General features: G+C 74.4%; 17 protein-coding genes. 4 read left to right on the top strand and 13 right to left on the bottom strand.

Going from position 1 to position 15,874, the window contains the following annotated elements; all coding sequences use genetic code 11:
- Positions 1-7: 7 nt before the first annotated feature.
- The 5 genes from FVA95_RS14900 to FVA95_RS31500 all read right to left on the bottom strand — a co-directional run bounded on the left by FVA95_RS14900 (position 8) and on the right by FVA95_RS31500 (position 3,760).
- Entirely contained in the window at positions 8-712 is a 705-nt protein-coding gene (locus FVA95_RS14900) for a GntR family transcriptional regulator (RefSeq protein ID WP_149664775.1), read from the bottom strand.
- A gap of 204 nt (positions 713-916) precedes the next feature.
- A complete protein-coding gene (locus FVA95_RS14895; protein WP_060711127.1) occupies positions 917-1,663 on the bottom strand; it encodes an aspartate/glutamate racemase family protein in 747 nt (248 codons plus the stop codon).
- Positions 1,660-2,706, bottom strand: a complete 1,047-nt coding sequence (locus FVA95_RS14890) for a leucyl aminopeptidase (protein ID WP_149664774.1) — start codon at positions 2,704-2,706, stop codon at positions 1,660-1,662. The genes FVA95_RS14895 and FVA95_RS14890 overlap by 4 nt, the downstream gene beginning before the upstream one ends.
- A 98-nt stretch (positions 2,707-2,804) precedes the next feature.
- Positions 2,805-3,404 carry a gamma subclass chorismate mutase AroQ gene (aroQ, locus tag FVA95_RS14885; protein WP_161992312.1) on the bottom strand — a complete coding sequence of 200 codons (600 nt, stop codon included), beginning with the start codon at positions 3,402-3,404 and terminating at the stop codon, positions 2,805-2,807.
- A gap of 200 nt (positions 3,405-3,604) precedes the next feature.
- The gene (locus FVA95_RS31500) at positions 3,605-3,760 is read right to left on the bottom strand and encodes a hypothetical protein (protein ID WP_020622688.1); all 156 of its coding nucleotides are present in this window, start codon (positions 3,758-3,760) and stop codon (positions 3,605-3,607) included.
- A 196-nt stretch (positions 3,761-3,956) separates the two neighbouring features.
- On the opposite strand from FVA95_RS31500, the gene FVA95_RS14880 reads away from it, so the two are divergent.
- Positions 3,957-5,693 (top strand): pyruvate dehydrogenase, encoded by a 1,737-nt coding sequence (locus FVA95_RS14880; RefSeq protein WP_149664772.1) that lies wholly within the window; start codon positions 3,957-3,959, stop codon positions 5,691-5,693.
- 10 nt (positions 5,694-5,703) lie between these two features.
- Here FVA95_RS14880 and FVA95_RS14875 read toward each other — a convergent pair whose 3' ends face one another.
- Positions 5,704-6,924, bottom strand: a complete 1,221-nt coding sequence (locus FVA95_RS14875) for an ROK family transcriptional regulator (protein ID WP_205015863.1) — start codon at positions 6,922-6,924, stop codon at positions 5,704-5,706.
- Between the two features lie 45 nt (positions 6,925-6,969).
- Between FVA95_RS14875 and FVA95_RS14870 the strand changes: the two genes are divergently transcribed.
- Both FVA95_RS14870 and FVA95_RS14865 read left to right on the top strand, forming a co-directional pair.
- Positions 6,970-8,178, top strand: a complete 1,209-nt coding sequence (locus tag FVA95_RS14870) for an MFS transporter (protein ID WP_149664771.1) — start codon at positions 6,970-6,972, stop codon at positions 8,176-8,178.
- Positions 8,179-8,282: 104 nt separating this feature from the next.
- The gene (locus FVA95_RS14865; protein WP_149664770.1) at positions 8,283-9,890 is read left to right on the top strand and encodes an AMP-binding protein; all 1,608 of its coding nucleotides are present in this window, start codon (positions 8,283-8,285) and stop codon (positions 9,888-9,890) included.
- Here FVA95_RS14865 and FVA95_RS14860 read toward each other — a convergent pair.
- Positions 9,878-10,666: an RNA methyltransferase gene (locus FVA95_RS14860; protein WP_149664769.1), complete on the bottom strand. Its 789-nt coding sequence runs from the start codon at positions 10,664-10,666 to the stop codon at positions 9,878-9,880. The two genes, FVA95_RS14865 and FVA95_RS14860, sit on opposite strands and share 13 nt — an antisense overlap.
- A gap of 79 nt (positions 10,667-10,745) precedes the next feature.
- Here FVA95_RS14860 and FVA95_RS14855 point away from each other — a divergent pair, with 79 nt between their 5' ends.
- Complete coding sequence (locus FVA95_RS14855) at positions 10,746-11,561, top strand: crotonase/enoyl-CoA hydratase family protein (protein WP_149664768.1); 816 nt, start codon at positions 10,746-10,748, stop codon at positions 11,559-11,561.
- A gap of 6 nt (positions 11,562-11,567) precedes the next feature.
- Here the strand turns inward: FVA95_RS14855 and FVA95_RS14850 are convergent, their stop codons facing one another.
- From FVA95_RS14850 to FVA95_RS14825, 6 genes are all read right to left on the bottom strand, one after another.
- Positions 11,568-12,410 carry an SAM-dependent methyltransferase gene (locus FVA95_RS14850; protein WP_149664767.1) on the bottom strand — a complete coding sequence of 281 codons (843 nt, stop codon included), beginning with the start codon at positions 12,408-12,410 and terminating at the stop codon, positions 11,568-11,570.
- A gap of 5 nt (positions 12,411-12,415) precedes the next feature.
- Positions 12,416-13,264, bottom strand: a complete 849-nt coding sequence (locus tag FVA95_RS14845) for an energy-coupling factor ABC transporter ATP-binding protein (protein ID WP_149664766.1) — start codon at positions 13,262-13,264, stop codon at positions 12,416-12,418.
- The gene (cbiQ, locus tag FVA95_RS14840) at positions 13,261-13,992 is read right to left on the bottom strand and encodes a cobalt ECF transporter T component CbiQ (protein WP_149664765.1); all 732 of its coding nucleotides are present in this window, start codon (positions 13,990-13,992) and stop codon (positions 13,261-13,263) included. Before cbiQ ends, FVA95_RS14845 begins: the two co-directional genes overlap by 4 nt.
- A complete protein-coding gene (locus tag FVA95_RS14835; RefSeq protein WP_149664764.1) occupies positions 13,992-14,282 on the bottom strand; it encodes an energy-coupling factor ABC transporter substrate-binding protein in 291 nt (96 codons plus the stop codon). The genes cbiQ and FVA95_RS14835 overlap by 1 nt, the downstream gene beginning before the upstream one ends.
- Positions 14,279-15,037 carry an energy-coupling factor ABC transporter permease gene (locus tag FVA95_RS14830; RefSeq protein ID WP_240051498.1) on the bottom strand — a complete coding sequence of 253 codons (759 nt, stop codon included), beginning with the start codon at positions 15,035-15,037 and terminating at the stop codon, positions 14,279-14,281. The genes FVA95_RS14835 and FVA95_RS14830 overlap by 4 nt, the downstream gene beginning before the upstream one ends.
- A 130-nt stretch (positions 15,038-15,167) precedes the next feature.
- Positions 15,168-15,680 carry a hypothetical protein gene (locus tag FVA95_RS14825; RefSeq protein ID WP_149664763.1) on the bottom strand — a complete coding sequence of 171 codons (513 nt, stop codon included), beginning with the start codon at positions 15,678-15,680 and terminating at the stop codon, positions 15,168-15,170.
- Positions 15,681-15,874: the final 194 nt, after the last annotated feature.

Genomic DNA, 15,874 nt, shown 5'->3' with positions numbered 1-15,874 from the left:
GGGGCGCTCACCGCTGCTCCCCGAACGCGAGGTGGAACCGGAAGCGCTGCGGATCCAGCAGGCTGACGACGTGCTCGACGAGCCCGCCGCGGGCGTCGCGGGTGACCCGGACGGCGCGCAGGAACAGCTCGCCGGGCTCGCGTTCGAGGGTGACGGCGTCGGCGGTGTCGAGCGGGGCGACCGAGATCCACTGCTCCCCCGCGACGCCGAGCAGGCCCGCCGCGGCGAGGGTGGCGGTGATCGAGCCGTCGACGAGGCCGGTCTCCGGGAGCCGGGCGAGGTCACCGGTGGCGGGCAGCGAGGCGGTCTCCAGCGAGACCGGGACGGACCCGGCCCGCCGCAGCCGACGCACGGTGACCAGCGGCCCCTCGTACCCGGTGGGACCGGGGTCGCCGCCCGCGGCGATGCCGAGCAGTTCGGTGCGAACGGCCGCGCCGGACGCGGCGAACGCCTGCGCCCAGCCGAGCCGCTGGTCCAGGGGCGACCCGTCGAAGGTGACGAACGAGCCGACACCGGTCTCGGTGGTGATGAGGTCGCGCCGCGCGAGCTCGGCCAGCGCGCTGCGGACCGTGCCGCGCGAGACGGCGTAGGTGCGGGCGAGCTGGTTCTCCCCCGGGAGCTGCTCACCGTTCGGCAACCGGCCGGAGCGGATCCGCCCGGCGAGGTCCTCGACGAGGCGCGCCCTCTTGGAGCGGCCACCCTGTTCAGACATGTACAAACATGTACAGCAGCAGGGCGTCCCCGTCCACCCCCGATGTCGGCACCGGTCCCGACCTCGTGATCGCCGGGCGTGGAGTGCGGACGCCAGTCCGGCGACCCCCGCGCTCCACACCCGGCGATCACGGAGACGGTCGGGCCGCGGACACGACGGAGACCCGCGCGCCGGTGCGGCACGCGGGTCCCGGCCCCACGGGGCTCAGCCGGCGAGCAGCGCCCCCGCCCCGGGCACCCGCGGCTCCAGCCCGAGCTCGGTGAGGATGCGGTGCGCCGTCGCGGTGGCCGCGGACAGCACCGGGATCCCCGCGTCCTCCTGCACGGCCTCGATCGACGGCAGCGACGGCATCTGCACGCACGCGCTGAGCACCAGCGCGTCGGCACCGGTCAGGTCCAGCCTGCGCCAGTGCTCGCGCAGGTCGGCCGGGTCGAGCCGGGCGACGGCGAGGTTGTCGGGCACCTCCAGCGACAGCGAGTCGACGACCCGCACCCCCGCGTCCTCGAGGTAGTCCACGACCGCCTTCGTCAGCGGCTCCAGGTACGGCGTGATGATCGCGACCCGCTGCGCCCCGAGCGCGGCGATCCCCGACAGCAGCGCGCCCGCGCTGGAGACGACGGGCGCCTCGGAACCCTCGGCCCGCAGCGCGGCGGTGATGTCGTCCTCGGCGGTGCAGTGGTAGCCGGGACCCTGCGCCATGATCGCCACCAGACAGGCGGTCGCGACGACGTCCGGGCGGGCGTCGGCCAGCTCGGCCGCGGCCCGCCGGGCCTGGGCGTTCATCGCACGCAGCTGCTCGGGCGTCACGTGCTGCATCCGGGCCCGCGCCGCGTGGAAGACGAACCGGTCGTCGGGCAGCACGTCCTCGCGGGCGCGCAGCATCCGCGGGAGCTCGGTCTCCATCGTGAGGTTCGAGCTCGGGACGATCATCCCCACGTGGTGGTCGGTCATCGCTTCCCCACCGGGCGCATCTCCGGGACGGTCAGCTCCCCGGTGTCGACGATCAGCTCGTCGTCGAGGAACAGCGAGTTGCCGCGCATCGGGATGTCGAAGTGGCAGGCGGTGTCGTTCGGGCCGCCGAGCTCGTTGTTCGGACCGATCGAGAACATGACGTTGCCGTAGAAGCTGCGCAGCTCCATGCCCATGCCCCCGCCGAACTGGGTCAGGCCGTGCCAGTGGGCGCGCTCGTCGAGACCCCAGCCGACGTGGCTCATGCCGTAGCCGCGCGGGTCGTCGAAGCTCTCGATGTAGGAGCGCAGCAGGTCCGCGTCGAGCCCGGAGGAGCCCGCGCCACCGCGGATGTCGCGGATGAAGCCCTCCTCGATGGTGATCTCGACCGGGGTCTGCACGTAGGTGTTGAACGGCAGCAGCACGTCGCCGGGGGCGAGGACGATCTTCCCGTCGACGCCGTCGTCGGCACCGCCGGTGAACACGAACGCGGCCGGCCAGTGGTCCCAGCGGCCGGGGGTGTCGGTGTAGCCGTACTCGCTCATCGTCGGGTACATGCCGAGCCGGTAGGTGACGTCGGTGCCGTGCGGGCTGGTGATCCGCATGGTCGACGCCTTGGCCAGCAGCTCCGCGCCGGTCTCGACGCGCTCGCGCAGCTCGGTGGTCGGCATCAGCCGGGCCAGCAGCTCGGGTGGCTCGACGGCGGTGAGGATGCGGGTGCCCGCGTCCTGGATCGCGAACTGCTCCTTGCTGAACAGCAGGAACGTGCAGTCCACGACCATGTCCGCGGCCTTGAGTGCGTCCACGGCCAGCGGGATGTTGCCCAGGCCGGAGTCGCCGACCGCCCAGGCGCCGCCCGCGCTCGCCGGCGACGGCAGCCGCATGTGGTAGCCGGTCGCACCCAGCTTCTGGATCGCCCAGAGGAAGGCGTCGGCGTACTCGGTCCGTTCCGCGCCCCGGGTGAGGACGACGACCGTCTCACCCTCGTGCACGCCCGACAGCGTCAGCTGCTGCAGGCAGATGTCGTTGAACAGGTTCTGGTCCATCGCGCACCTCCGTGTCTCGTCCGATTAATCCGAGCACGTACTATCCGGATACGGAATACCTTGCGACGAGCGGAAACGGCACCGTCACACGGGACGGATCAGCCGGGGTCGCCGTCGCAGACGGACTTCAGCGACCGCCCGAGGGCGTTGCGGTGGACCTCGTCGAGCCCACGGGCCTGCTCGACCGCGGCCTGGGCCAGGGTCGACGGGCACTCCTCGTTCGCCCGGGCCGGGCCGGCCAGCTTCAGCGCGGCCACCAGCTCGTCGCCGATCCGATCCAGCTGCGGCCGCACCCGGGCCAGCTCGGGCCGCTGCGCGGGACGGGTGTCGGGCCGGTCGGTCCACTGCCGGATCAGGTCGTTCTGCACCTGGGTGCTCGCCGCGATCTGGTCGGAGACGATCCGGGCCGCCCAGTCGGGGTCGACGCCGTCGCGGGTCGCGTCGGCCCGGGTCTCGGCGACGACGGCCGCCTCCCGTGCCGGGTCGGTGACGGCCGTTCCGGTGCCGAACTTCGCCGCGGCCACCTGGTCCGAGATCCGGGCGCGCTGTGCGGACAGCTCCACGATCCGGATGAGCCCGTCGGCCGGGGACGCGCCGGGCGGGCCCTCGGTCAGCGGGAGGGGCTGGTCGCCGCACCCGGCCAACAGCCCCAGGGCCAGGACGGCCCCGGCCAGTGCGGTACCGCGTCTGCCGATCACAGCCGCGAGCCTACGACCGCAGCGGTCGCGACCCCCCGCCGCCCGCGACATTCCCGGAATCCGACCCTCCGGTGATCCTTTCGCCACGACACACCGCGGGGGTGCGTTTCCGGGCTCCCGGAAACGCACCCCCGCGGCAAATACGGCGACGCCGGCCGTCGCCCGGCCCGCGGGTTTCCGCGGCGGGCCGGCCGGCCCGGTCAGAACCAGGCCTTGCGTCCTCCCACCGGCCGTCCGATCGCACCCAGGATCAACAGGACCACACCGACGATCACCAGCAGGCCGCCGAGGTAGTAGAGAATGGAGATGCCGGTGAAATAGCCCACCAGCAGCAGGATCAGACCAAGAATGATCATTTTGCGTCCCCTCCCAGGAATGTGAGGGGACAGTACTCACGTCCGGATGGTTCCGCAGCGCGGGAATCGATTCCGATGCCCGATTCGTGACCTGCCGTGCGTCGGGCGGTACGCGGGGACCGTCACACGCCGGAACGGTTCGGCCCGGCTCCGGAGGGGGAACACGGCTCTCGCACCCGAGCGCGAGGAGGACGACATGGGCCGCACCGTGGCCGACCAGATGATCGAGCTGCTGCACCAGGCCGACGTCGAACGGATCTACGGCCTGGTGGGCGACAGCCTCAACCCGATCGCGGACGCGATCCGCCGCGACGGCCGCATCCGGTGGGTGCACGTGCACAACGAGGAGGCCGCGGCGCTCGCGGCCGCGGCGGAGGCCCAGCTCACCGGGCGGCTCGCGGTCTGCGCCGGCAGCTGCGGCCCCGGCAACACGCACCTGATCCAGGGTCTGATGGACGCCCACCGCACCGGTGCGCCGGTGCTGGCGATCGCCTCGCACATCCCCTCGGTCCAGATCGGCACCGGCTACTTCCAGGAGACCCACCTGGAACGGCTGTTCACCGAGTGCTCGGCGTACTGCGAGCTGATCTCGCGGCCCGAGCAGATGCCCCGGATGCAGCGGATCGCGATGCAGACCGCGCTCGCCGAGTCCGACGTGTCGGTGCTGGTCCTGCCGGGCGACGTCAGCGCGCTCGACGCCCCGAACGACACCGGCTCCTCGCACCTGTCCCCGCCCACCGGCGTCGTGCGACCGTCCGAGGAGCAGGTGGCCGAGCTGGCCCGGCTCGTCGACGCCGCGGACACCGTGACGCTGTTCGTCGGTGCCGGCATCGAGCGCGCCCGCGAGCAGGTGCTCGCACTCGCCGACAGGGTGAAGGCGCCGATCGGCCACTCGCTGCGCGGCAAGGAGTGGATCCAGTACGACAACCCCTACGACGTCGGCATGTCTGGACTCCTCGGCTACGGCGCCTGCTACGAGGCGACGCACGAGGCCGACCTGCTGATCCTGATCGGCACCGACTTCCCCTACGACTCGTTCCTGCCCCAGCGCGGCACCGTGCAGATCGACGTCGACCCCGCGCGCCTCGGGCGTCGCACCCTGCTGGAGCTGGGCGTGCACGGCGACGCCGCGTCCACCCTGGACGCTCTGTTGCCGCGGATCGCGGAGAAGACCGACCGCTCCTTCCTCGACCGGATGCTGCGCAAGCACGCCGAGGCGCTGGAGAAGGTCGTCGGCGCCTACACCCGCAAGGTCTCCGACCTGCGCCCGATCCACCCGGAGCACGTCGCGGCGGTCCTCGACGAGGAGATGGCCGAGGACGCGATCGCCACCGTCGACACCGGCATGTGCAACGTGTGGGCGGCGCGCTACCTGTCCCCCAACGGCCGGCGCCGGATCATCGGCTCCTACCGGCACGGGACGATGGCCAACGCCCTGCCGCACGCGATCGGTGCGCAGTTCGCGTTCCCGGACCGCCAGGTCGTGTCGCTGTCCGGCGACGGCGGGCTGACCATGCTGCTCGGCGAGCTGCTGACCGCGGCCGAGCACGACCTGCCGCTGACCGTCGTCGCGTTCAACAACGGGTCGCTGGGCATGATCCGGCTGGAGATGATGGTCGCGGGCTACCCGTCGTTCCAGACCGACCACGGCCCGGCCGACCTGGCCGGGATCGCCCGCGCCGCCGGCCTGTACGCCGAGGCCGTCGACGACCCGTCGGACGTGCGCGCCGCGCTGCGCCGGGCGCTGGACCACCGCGGCCCGGCGCTGGTGGACGTGCGCACCGACCCGAACGCGCTGTCCATCCCGCCGCACATCACCGCCGCGCAGGTCCGCGGGTTCGCCCTCGCCGCGACCCGCACGGTGCTCGACGGCGGCGTCGGGAAGATGGTCGAGCTGGCGCGCAGCAACCTGCGGTCGATCCCGCGCCCCTGAGCGGAGCGCGTCAGCCGGCGCGGGCGGCGAGCCCGGGGGCCGAGACCGCGTGGTCCAGCGCGATGGCGGCGGCACCCCGGAGCACGCCGTCCTCACCGTGCGCGTCGTCGTGCACCGGCGGCGCGAGGGCGCGACGGAAGGCCATCAGCCCGTCGTCGTAGGCGACGGCGAACGCCTCCGGGGCCGCGGCCCGCAGGGCGGGGCCGAGCCCGGCCAGCACCACGACCTCCGGGTCGTGCGCGTTGACCAGCCCGGCGGTCCCACGGGCCAGCGACGCCGACGCGCTCGTCACCGCGGCCGCCGGGCCGGGTTCGCCGGCCGCGGCGCGGTCGAGCACGGCGCGGGCGTAGCTGTACGGGGCGTCCGACTCGGGCTCACCCAGCATCCTGGCCAGCGCCCAGCCGTCGACGCCGGTGGTCCAGCAGCCCCGCGCGCCGCAGGCGCAACGGGCCGCGGGGTCGCCGAAGGGCAGGTGCCCCAGCTCCCCCGCCGCGCCGCGGGCACCGGCCTGGGCGCGCCCGTCGAGCAGCAAGGCACCGCCGATGCCCACCTCGACGGTGAGGAACAGCGCGGTGCCCGCACCGGCCGCGGCACCGTCGCGGACCTCGGCGATGCCCGCGAGGTTGGCGTCGTTGCCGACCAGCACGGGCAGGCCCGGCCCGGCGCCGATCCGGCGCACGTCCAGCGGGCTCCAGCCCTGGCCGCCACCGGTCTCGGCGAAGTGCTCGTCGACGACCGTCGCGGCCACCCCGACCCCGACCGCCACCACCGGTCCGGGAGCCTGCGCGACCAGCTCACCGACCACGCCGTCCAGCTCCGTGGCGACGGAGTCCGGGTCGCGACGCCGGTGCGGGCCCGACCGCACCGCGAACGGCACACCGTCCAGCCCGGCGAGCCCGGCCCGCCATCCCTCGAACCGCACGTCGACGGCGACGACGCCCGGACCGTCCGGGTTGGGCGTCAGAGTGGTGGTCGGCCGCCCGCGCCCACCGCAGGGGGCGCGCTCCTCGGTGACCCAGCCCAGGTCACGCAGCCGGGCCGCGATCTCGGTGGCCGAACCGCTGGCCAGGCGCAGCCGCCGGGCGAGCCCGACACGGGTCAGGCCGGGCTCGCGCCGGACCTCGGCCAGCACCTCGGCGGTGGCACGCCAACGGTCGGTCTCGGCCCGTCCGGGGCGTTCGCCCGGATCGGCGGCGGGCCCGGAACGTGAACCCGCCGACATCGCGGTCATCGTCGTTGACACCTCCGGCCTGCCACGATTTATCCTCGTGGCACGATGAAAAAGGCTCTCACCTCGCCCCAGTCTCCCACCACCGGGCTCGCGCTCGCCGCGATGGCCCTCGGCGGCCTGGCCATCGGCACCACCGAGTTCGCCTCGATGGGTCTCCTGCCCGCCTTCGCCGCCGACCTCGGCGCGACCGTGCCGCAGGCCGGAACCGCCATCAGCGCCTACGCGATCGGCGTCGTCGTCGGCGCGCCGATCCTCGCCGTGCTCGGCGCACGGTGGCCGCGCAAGCACCTCCTCCTTGCCCTGGCGGGCGCGCTGGCGGTGGCCAACGTGGCGTCGGCGTTCGCCCCGACCTTCGGCACCTTCGTCGTGACCCGGTTCCTGGCCGGACTGCCGCACGGCGCCTACTTCGGCACCGCGTCGGTGCTCGCGGCCTCGCTGGTGCCGCGCGAGCGGCGCCCGCGCGCGATCGCCACCGTCATGAGCGGGCTGATGATCGCAAACATCGTCGGTGTGCCCGGGGCGACCTGGCTCGGGCAGGCGGCGGGCTGGCCGGCCGCCTACCTGACCGTCGGCGTCGTCGCGGTGGTCACGATGCTGGCCGTGTGGCGCCTGGTCCCCGACGTCCGCGAGGAGCGCCGGGGCTCGATCCTCGGCGAGCTCTCCGCGCTGCGCCGCGGCCAGGTGTGGATCACCATGGCGGTCATCGCGACCGGGTTCGGCGGGTCGTTCGCGGTGTACAGCTACATCACCCCGGTGCTCACCGAGGTGTCCGGCCTGGCCGCCGCGGCCGTGCCGCTCGCGCTCGCCGTGTTCGGCCTCGGCATGACGCTGGGCAACCAGGTCGGCGGCCGGCTCGCCGAGGCGGCGCCGGTCCGCACGATCGCGGCCGGGCTCGGCGCCGCCACGGTGTCGATGGCCCTGTTCGCGCTCACCGCGTCCTCGCCGGTGTTCGCGCTGCTGGCGCTGTTCTCCCTGGCCTTCACCACCACCGCGACCACCCCGGCGCTCGCGACCCGGCTGATGGACGCCGGCCGCGAGGGTCCGACGCTGGGCGCGGCGCTGCACCACGCGGCGTTCAACGTGGCGAACGCCCTCGGTGCCGCGCTGGGCGGACTCGTCCTGGCCGCCGGGTGGGGCTGGACCTCGCCCGCCGCCGTCGCGACGGTGCTGCCGCTGCTGGGCCTGGTCGCCCTGTGGCAGGCGGTGCGGATGGAGCGCGCCGAGCGGCGCGCGGAGCTCGCCCTGGCCGCCTGAGCACTCCCGTGTAAACGAGAGGTGTCGATCGGATCACCTCTGGGAAGACTGCCTCCGAGTTGATCGTTGCGTCAGACAACGATCCCGACGGGAGGAGACCCGAGATGACCACCGGTCTGCACGAGGACGTCCTGGACGGCGCTGTCCCGGACCGCGCTGTCCCGGACGGCCCTGTCCCGGACGGCGGGGGCCTGTACAGCGACGTCGAGGAGCTGCTCGACGCCCTCGCCGCCGACCGCGACCGCGAGGCGCTGGTGCACCGCGACCGCCGGATCCGCGCCGGCGAGCTGGTGGACACGGTGCACCGGCTCGCCCACGTCCTCGACGAGCGGGTCGAGCGGGGATCGGTCGTCGCGCTGCTGGCGGGCAACACGCCCGAGGCCGTCGTCGCGCGGCTCGCGGTGACCCTGCTCGGTGCCGGGATCACCCAGCCGCACGAGGGTCTGTCGGCCGCCGCGACGGCCCGCATCGTCGCCGACGTCGAGGCACCGCTGGTGCTCGCCGACGCCGACGCGGCCGCGTCCGCCGAGGCGGTCCTGGCCCTCGTCGACGGCGTCGAGGTCCTCTGGCTGGGTGCCCACGACGGCGGCACCGACCTGCTGGAGCTCGCCGCGGCCGCGTCGGCCGAGCCGGTCCGGGGCCGGGCCCGCCCGCACGACGTCGAGCAGATCCGCCACACCGGCGGCACCACCGGGCACCCGAAGGGCATCACCTACACCTTCGACCACCACCGGCGTGGCGCCGAGATGCGCCGCCGGGCCGGCAACTTCGGCGCGGGCGCCACCGGCGGCCGGCTGCTCGTCGCCACCCCGGTCGCCCACGTCGGCGGCGCGATGGCCGACCGCACGCTGGCCGAGGGCGGCACCGTCGTGCTGCAGGACTCCTTCGAGCCCGGCGCGTTCCTCGCCGCGATCGAGCGGGAGCGGATCACCCACACCTTCCTGCTGCCGCCGCTGATCTACCGCCTCCTCGACCACCCCGACCTGGACCGGACCGACCTGTCGTCGCTGCGGTCACTGGTCTACGGCGGCGCCCCCGCCAACCCGCGCCGCATCGCCGAGGCGCTGCGCCGGATCGGCCCGGTGTTCACCCAGTTCTACGGCCAGACCGAGGCCGGAGGGATCAGCGTGCTCACCGCCGAGGAGCACCGGAACCCCGACCTGCTCGGCACCGTCGGGCGGCCGATCCCCACCACCACGATCGCCATCACCGACGCCGACGGCCGGCCCGTCGCCCCGGGCGAGCGCGGCGAGCTGTGGGTGCACACCGGCATGGAGATGGACGGCTACTGGAAGCAGCCGGAGCTGAGCGCCGCGACGGTCGTCGACGGCTGGGTCCGCACCGGCGACGTCGCCCGCCAGGACGCCGACGGCTACCTGCACCTGCTCGACCGGGTGAAGGACATGATCGTCGTCGTGGGCGGGCACGTGTACACCTCCGAGCTGGAGGACCTGCTCATGGAGCACCCGGCCGTCCGGCACGCCGCGGTCTTCGGCGTGCCCGACGACGACGGCACCGAGACCGTGCACGCCGCCGTCGTCACCGACTCCCCGTCCCCGAGCGCGGACGAGCTGACCGACCTGGTCGCCGACCGCGCCGGTGCGATGTACGTGCCGAGCACCGTCGAGTTCGTCGAGCGGATCCCGCTGACCGGGATCGGCAAGACCGACAAGAAGCGGCTGCGCGCCGAGCTCGCCGGTCAGCCGCGCTGACGGACCGCCTCGTAGAGCACCACGGCCGCGGCGATCGAGGCGTTGAGCGAGTTGACCCGCCCGCGCATCGGGATGACCACCGTGGCGTCGGCCCGGTCGAGCCACGCGTCGGTCACCCCGGTCGCCTCGGTCCCGATGACCAGCGCGCTCGGCCCGGTCAGGTCGGTGGCGGCGAGCACGGTCGTCCCCGCCGGGGTGGTGACGAGGGTGGCGATTCCGCGCCGGTCGAGCCAGTCGAGGACCTCGGGGGTCGACGCGGACGCGACCGGCACCGCGAACACCGTCCCCTTGGACGCGCGCACCACGTTGGGGTTGGCGAAGTCGGTGCCGCCCCGCTCCGGGGTCGCGATGACCACCGCGTCCACCCCGCACGCCTCGGCGGTGCGCAGCATCGCCCCGACGTTGCCGGGCTTCTCGACGCCCTCGGCGACCAGCACGAGCGGGTCCGGCCCGAGGTCCAGCTCGTCGAGCGGGCGGCCGGGGGCCGGCGCGACGGCGAGCCAGCCGTCCGGGGACTCGCGGTAGGCGATCCGGGCGAACACCTCCCGGCTCACCGAGAACACCCGCGCCGACGGCATCCGAGCCAGCAGCGCGTCGGACCGCACCAGGTCCGGCGCCCAGTACACCTCGCTCGGCTCGACGCCGGCGTCGAGCGCGAGCGCCAGCTCGTCGTGCCCCTCGATCACGGTGACGCCCGCCGCGTCGCGGTGGCGACGGGTGCGCAGCCGGACCAGGTTCTTGACGCGCGGGTTGGCGGTGCTGGTCAGGTCGGGCACCGGACGAGCCTAGGACACCGCCGTCCTACTCCGGGGTAACCTCCCGGTGACCGGGCTGGACACGTGGAGGGTGGGAACGATGGGCGAGCCGACGGGGATCGCGGTCGAGGTGACGGACGGGGTCGCGCGGCTGCGCCTGGACCGCCCGAAGGCGGCGAACGCGCTGCACGAGCCGATGTGGTTCGGGCTGCGTGACGCGGTGCGCGAGCTGGACGCCGACCCCGCCGTGCGGGTCGTGGTGATCAGCGGCAACGGGCGGCACTTCTGTTCCGGCATCGACGTGTCGATGCTGGGCGGGCTGCGCGAGAAGGCCTCGGGTGACTCGGTGGGTCACGGCGCCGACGCGCTGCGCCGCACCATCGGAGACCTGCAGGACTGTCTGACCGCGATCGAACGCTGCCGCACACCGGTGATCGCCGCGATCCACGGCGTCTGCCTCGGCGCGGGTCTGGACCTGGCCGTCGCCTGCGACCTCCGCTACGCGACCGCCGACGCGTCGTTCGTGCTGAAGGAGGTCGACATGGGCCTGGCCGCCGACGTCGGCGTCCTGCAGCGGCTGCCGCGCATCGTCGGCGAGGGCGTTACCCGCGAGCTGGCCTACACCTGCCGCCCGGTGTCCGGCACCGAGGCGAAGGAGCTGCGCCTGGTCAACGGCGTGTACGACGACGCCGAGGCGCTGGAGAACGGTGTCGCCGAGCTCGCCGCGTCGCTGGCGGCGAAGTCCCCGCTGGCGCTGCGCGGCACGAAGTACGCGATCACCTACGCCCGTGACCACTCCGTCGCCGACGGGCTCGACCAGATCGCCACCTGGAACGGCGGGCAGCTCGTGTCGGCCGACCTGACCGAGGCCGTCACCGCGTTCATGGAGAAGCGCCAGGGCGTCTACCGGGACTGACCCGCCCTACCGTCGCGGGACGACCTCACCGACGACCGCGTACATCCCGGCGGGTCCGGCGGGCGACCGCCCGGCCTCGGCCCGCCAGTCGGCGACGTCGACCATGCCCGGCTCCAGCAGCTCCAGCCGGTGCCCGGGCCGGTCGACGAGCAGCCTGCGCAGCAGGGCCCGGTCCCGGGACCGGGCCGGCTGCGCGGTGTCCTGGGTGAACCGTTCGACGGTGCGCATCCGTTCGGCGATGCGCGGGTCGTCGACGTCGGTGCTGCCGTGCGAGACGACGAGCATGCTGCCGGGTCCGAACGCCGTCGTGTAGCGGTCGAACAGGGCGCCGAGCAGGTCGTCGTCGCCGACGAAGTGCAGCACCGAGACCGCGAGCACGGCGACCGGCTCGGCCGGGTCGAGCAGGCCCGCCACGCCCGGCGCGGCGAGCACGGCCTCGACGTCGGTGAGGTCGGCCGCGGTGATCGAGGCACCCTCCACCCCGGTCAGGAGCTGGCGGCTCATCGCGACCGACACCGGCTCGACGTCGACGTAGGCGACGCGCGCCGTCGGGTCGGCGCGGTGGGCGATCTCGTGCACCGGCTCGGCGGTGGGGATGCCGGAGCCGAGGTCGAGGAACTGGCGCACCCCCCGGTCGAGACAGGCCCGCACGGCCCGGCCGAGGAAGGCCCGGTTGGCGAGCGCGAGCTCCCGCGTGTCGGGCAGCGCGACGAGCAGGCGCTCGGCGAACTCCCGGTCGGTGGCGAAGTTGTGGCCGCCGCCGAGCATGTAGTCGTAGACCCGGGCCGGGTTGGGCAGCGTCAGGTCGATCTCGTCCACCGGGACGGGTGCGGGTTCCGGGACGCTCATGGACCTCACCCTCCCGTCGGTGTCTCCCTGGCCGCAAGTCCCGACAGGACCTCGTGCAGCTCCGCCGCCGTGGCGGGGGTCGTGCCGGGGAGGCCCACCAGCGCGAGCAGCCGCGCGACGGCCGGTGCCCAGGCCGGGCCGAGCCGGGCGTCCGCGAGCAGCGCGGCGTCGCCGAGGATCTCGGCCGCCGGACCGCGCCGCACCCGCCCCCGCGCGACGACGGCGACGTCGTCGGCCCAGCGGTGGGCGAGGTCGACGTCGTGGGTGGACAGCACGACCGCGGTCCCGGCGCGCTGCAGGTCCTCCAGCACGACGACGAGCTCCTCCACCCCGGCCGGGTCCAGGCCCGCGGTCGGCTCGTCGAGCACCAGCACCCGGGGCCGGACGGCGAGGGCACCGGCGATCGCGACCCGCTTGCGCTGTCCGAACGACAGCCGATGCGTCGGCCGGTCGGCGAGGTCGGCGATGCCGACGGCGGCCAGCGCGTCGTGCACCCGGGCGTCGACCTCGGCCCCGTCGAGACCGAGGTTGAGCGGCCCGAACGACACGTCCTGCGCGACGTCGGCGGAGAACAGCTGGTCGTCGGGGTCCTGCAGGACGAGCTGGGCGGACTCGCGCAGCCGCACCAGCCCGCGGCGGGTGCGCCGGACCGGCTCACCGTCGAGCAGGACCTCCCCGGCCGCCGGGGCGAGCAGCCCGAGCAGCAGCCGGAACAGGGTGGTCTTGCCGCCGCCGTTGGGTCCGAGCACGGCGAGCCTGCGCCCCGGGTCGACGGCGAGGTCCGCCCCGTCGAGCACGACCGGCCCGTCCGGGTAGGCGAAGACCAGGCCGCGGGCCTCCAGGACCGCGGTCACGGGAGGACCACCAGTGCCGTCACCGGGACGGCGACGAGCAGCGCCGCGCTCGCCGCGACGAAGGCGGGCGAGACGGTGCGGGCGGGCACCCGGACGCGCAGCGATCCGTCGTAGCCGCGGGAGGCGAGGCCCGCCTCGAGGCGGCGGGCACGGTCGAAGGCCCGGACGAACACCGCGCTCCCCTGCGCGGCCAGCGACCGGAAGGTGGTCCGCCGTGTCCGGAACCCCATCCGGAGGGACTGGGCTTCCCGGACCGCGGTCAGCGAGTCCAGCAGCAGGAACAACATCCGGTAGACGAGCAGGGTGATCTCCAGGACGGCAGGTGGCACCCACCGCAGCCGCGGCAGGGTGTCCGCGAGCGGCGTCGTCGCGGCGAAGAGGATCAGGCAGGCCACCGCCGCCAGCGAGCGTCCGACGAGCGCGGCCGCCCGGGCCGGTCCGCCCGGTGCGAGTGCGAGCCACGGGTCCCCGCCCACGGTCACCAGCAGCGGCAGCGCCCCCACGACGACGAACCCGAGCGGCAGGGCGAGCAGCCGCAGCGCGGTCCGCCACGGCACCCGGGCCCCACCCAGGAGCAGCGCCAACGCCGCGCCGCCGGTCAGCACGGCACCGGGCCACGGCGGGAGGACGACCGCGAGCAGCAGGAGCCCCAGGGCGAGGAACGCCTTCTCCCCCGGGTGCCGGGACCGCCAGCGGTTGGCGTGGGCGGTCTCGTCGATCAGCAGCATCAGGCCTGCCGGGCGGACTTCTCCCGGCTGCGCGTGCGGGCGACGCCGATGCAGTAGCCGAGCACGCCCGCGCCGGCCGCGGCCTGCATCGCGAAGATCCCGGACTCGATCTCGCCCGACGGCGGCTCCCACACCGGGCTGAACCACGGCTGGTAGCCGGTGGCCTCGATGGCCTCACCCGCCTGGCCGTCGGACCCGGCGTACTCGCCGGGCACGAACAGCACCGGCACCGCGAACAACGCGACGACGGCGACGACCAGCAGGATGTTCACGACGGTCGAGCGGCTCACGCCGACGCCTCCTTCTCCGGGCCCTGCGTGGTCGCGGCCGGGGCGGCGCCGCCGGTGTCGGTGGTCGCAGCCGTGGCCGTGGCCGTGCTCGTGGCCGGACGCAGCACGCCGAGGCGGCGCAGCTCGTCCGGGGTGATGCGCACGAGCAGCCGCACGACGAGCACGGTCAGCAGCCCCTCGGCCACGGCCAGCGGGATCTGCGTGATCGAGAAGATCGAGGCGAAGGTGACGAAGGCTCCGCCGAACCCGGAGGTGGGGTCGGGGAACGCGAGCGCCAGCTGCGCGCTGGTGATCGTGTAGGTGCCGAGGTCACCGAGGAAGGCCGCGGCGAACACCGCGGGCCCCAGCGACCCCCCGAGCCTGCGGACCACGACGTAGGCGCCGTAGGCGATCCACGGCCCGGCGATCGCCATCGAGAACGCGTTGGCGCCGAGCGTGGTCAGCCCGCCGTGGGCGAGCAGGACGGCCTGGAAGAACAGCACCACCGTCCCGAGCAGCGCCATCACCGGTGGTCGGAACAGCACCGCGCCCAGCCCGGTGCCGGTCGGGTGCGACGACGACCCGGTCACCGACGGGATCTTGAGCGCGGACAGGACGAAGGTGAACGCGCCGGCCGCGGCGAGCAGCAGCTTGGTGTCCGGATCCTCCCGCACGCGCTGTACCACGGCCCGGGCGCCGTGCACGACGAACGGCGCGGCGACGACGGTCCAGGCCGCCGCGTGCAGCGGCGGGAGATAGCCCTCGGCGATGTGCACGGACGAACGCTACGGCCCCGCCGTTGGCTCGTGCAAGCCTGAATATCCGGACAGGTGTGCAGTGCCTGACATACGTCGACGCCCGGACCCGGCCGGGTCCGGGCGTCGCCGGTGCTGCGGTGTGCGGTGGTCAGACGCGCGCGCCGTTGGTGTGGTGCACCTCGGCGGGTCGCTCGGCGGTGGCCTTGTGCTCGGCCGCGGCGGCGAGGCGGCCGGCTGCCTGCTCGGCCTCACGACGGCGCTGCTCCCGCTCGGCGGGCGTGGTCTCGGGCGTACCGACACCGGTGCCCGGCTGCCCGGCGACGACCCGCTCCTTCGCCAGCTTCCGAGCCTTCTTCTCCGCCTTCGCGGCGGCGTCGCGCTGGGCGACCTTCTCCAGCCGCGCGGCCTTCGCCTTCGCGGCGGCCTTCTTCTCGGCAGCCGCCGCCTTCTTCTGCGCAGCACGCGCGGCCTTCGCCTGCTTGCGGGCCTTCTTCTCGGCCTTGCGGGCGGCGCGGACGGCCTTCTCGGCGTCCTTCTCCTCCGCGCGGCGGGCCTCCTTCGTCTCGGCCTTCGCGGCCTCGACGGTCTCCCGGCCGCTCTTCTTGCCCTTCTTGCTCGTCGTGCCCTTCTCGGTCACGGACTTCTTCTCCTGCACGGCCATATCCGGGTCCTCTCCTGTCCTCGCGACCGACGGCACGACGCGGGACCGGCCGACGGGGACACCGGCCGGGCGCTGAGGTGCGGGTGAGGGTCGCGGGACGACGGTCTCGCCGACATCGTCGGATGCGCGACACCGTGACCCGGCGAACGGGCGGCGGCGTGCGCGGAACACGACAGGGTGCCCCGGGAGGCCGG

Source organism: Pseudonocardia sp. EV170527-09 (genome assembly GCF_008369905.1).
Classification (GTDB): Bacteria; Actinomycetota; Actinomycetes; order Mycobacteriales; family Pseudonocardiaceae; genus Pseudonocardia.
Note: the sequence above shows the minus strand (reverse complement) of the source record. Positions and strands in the feature narration are given on the sequence as shown.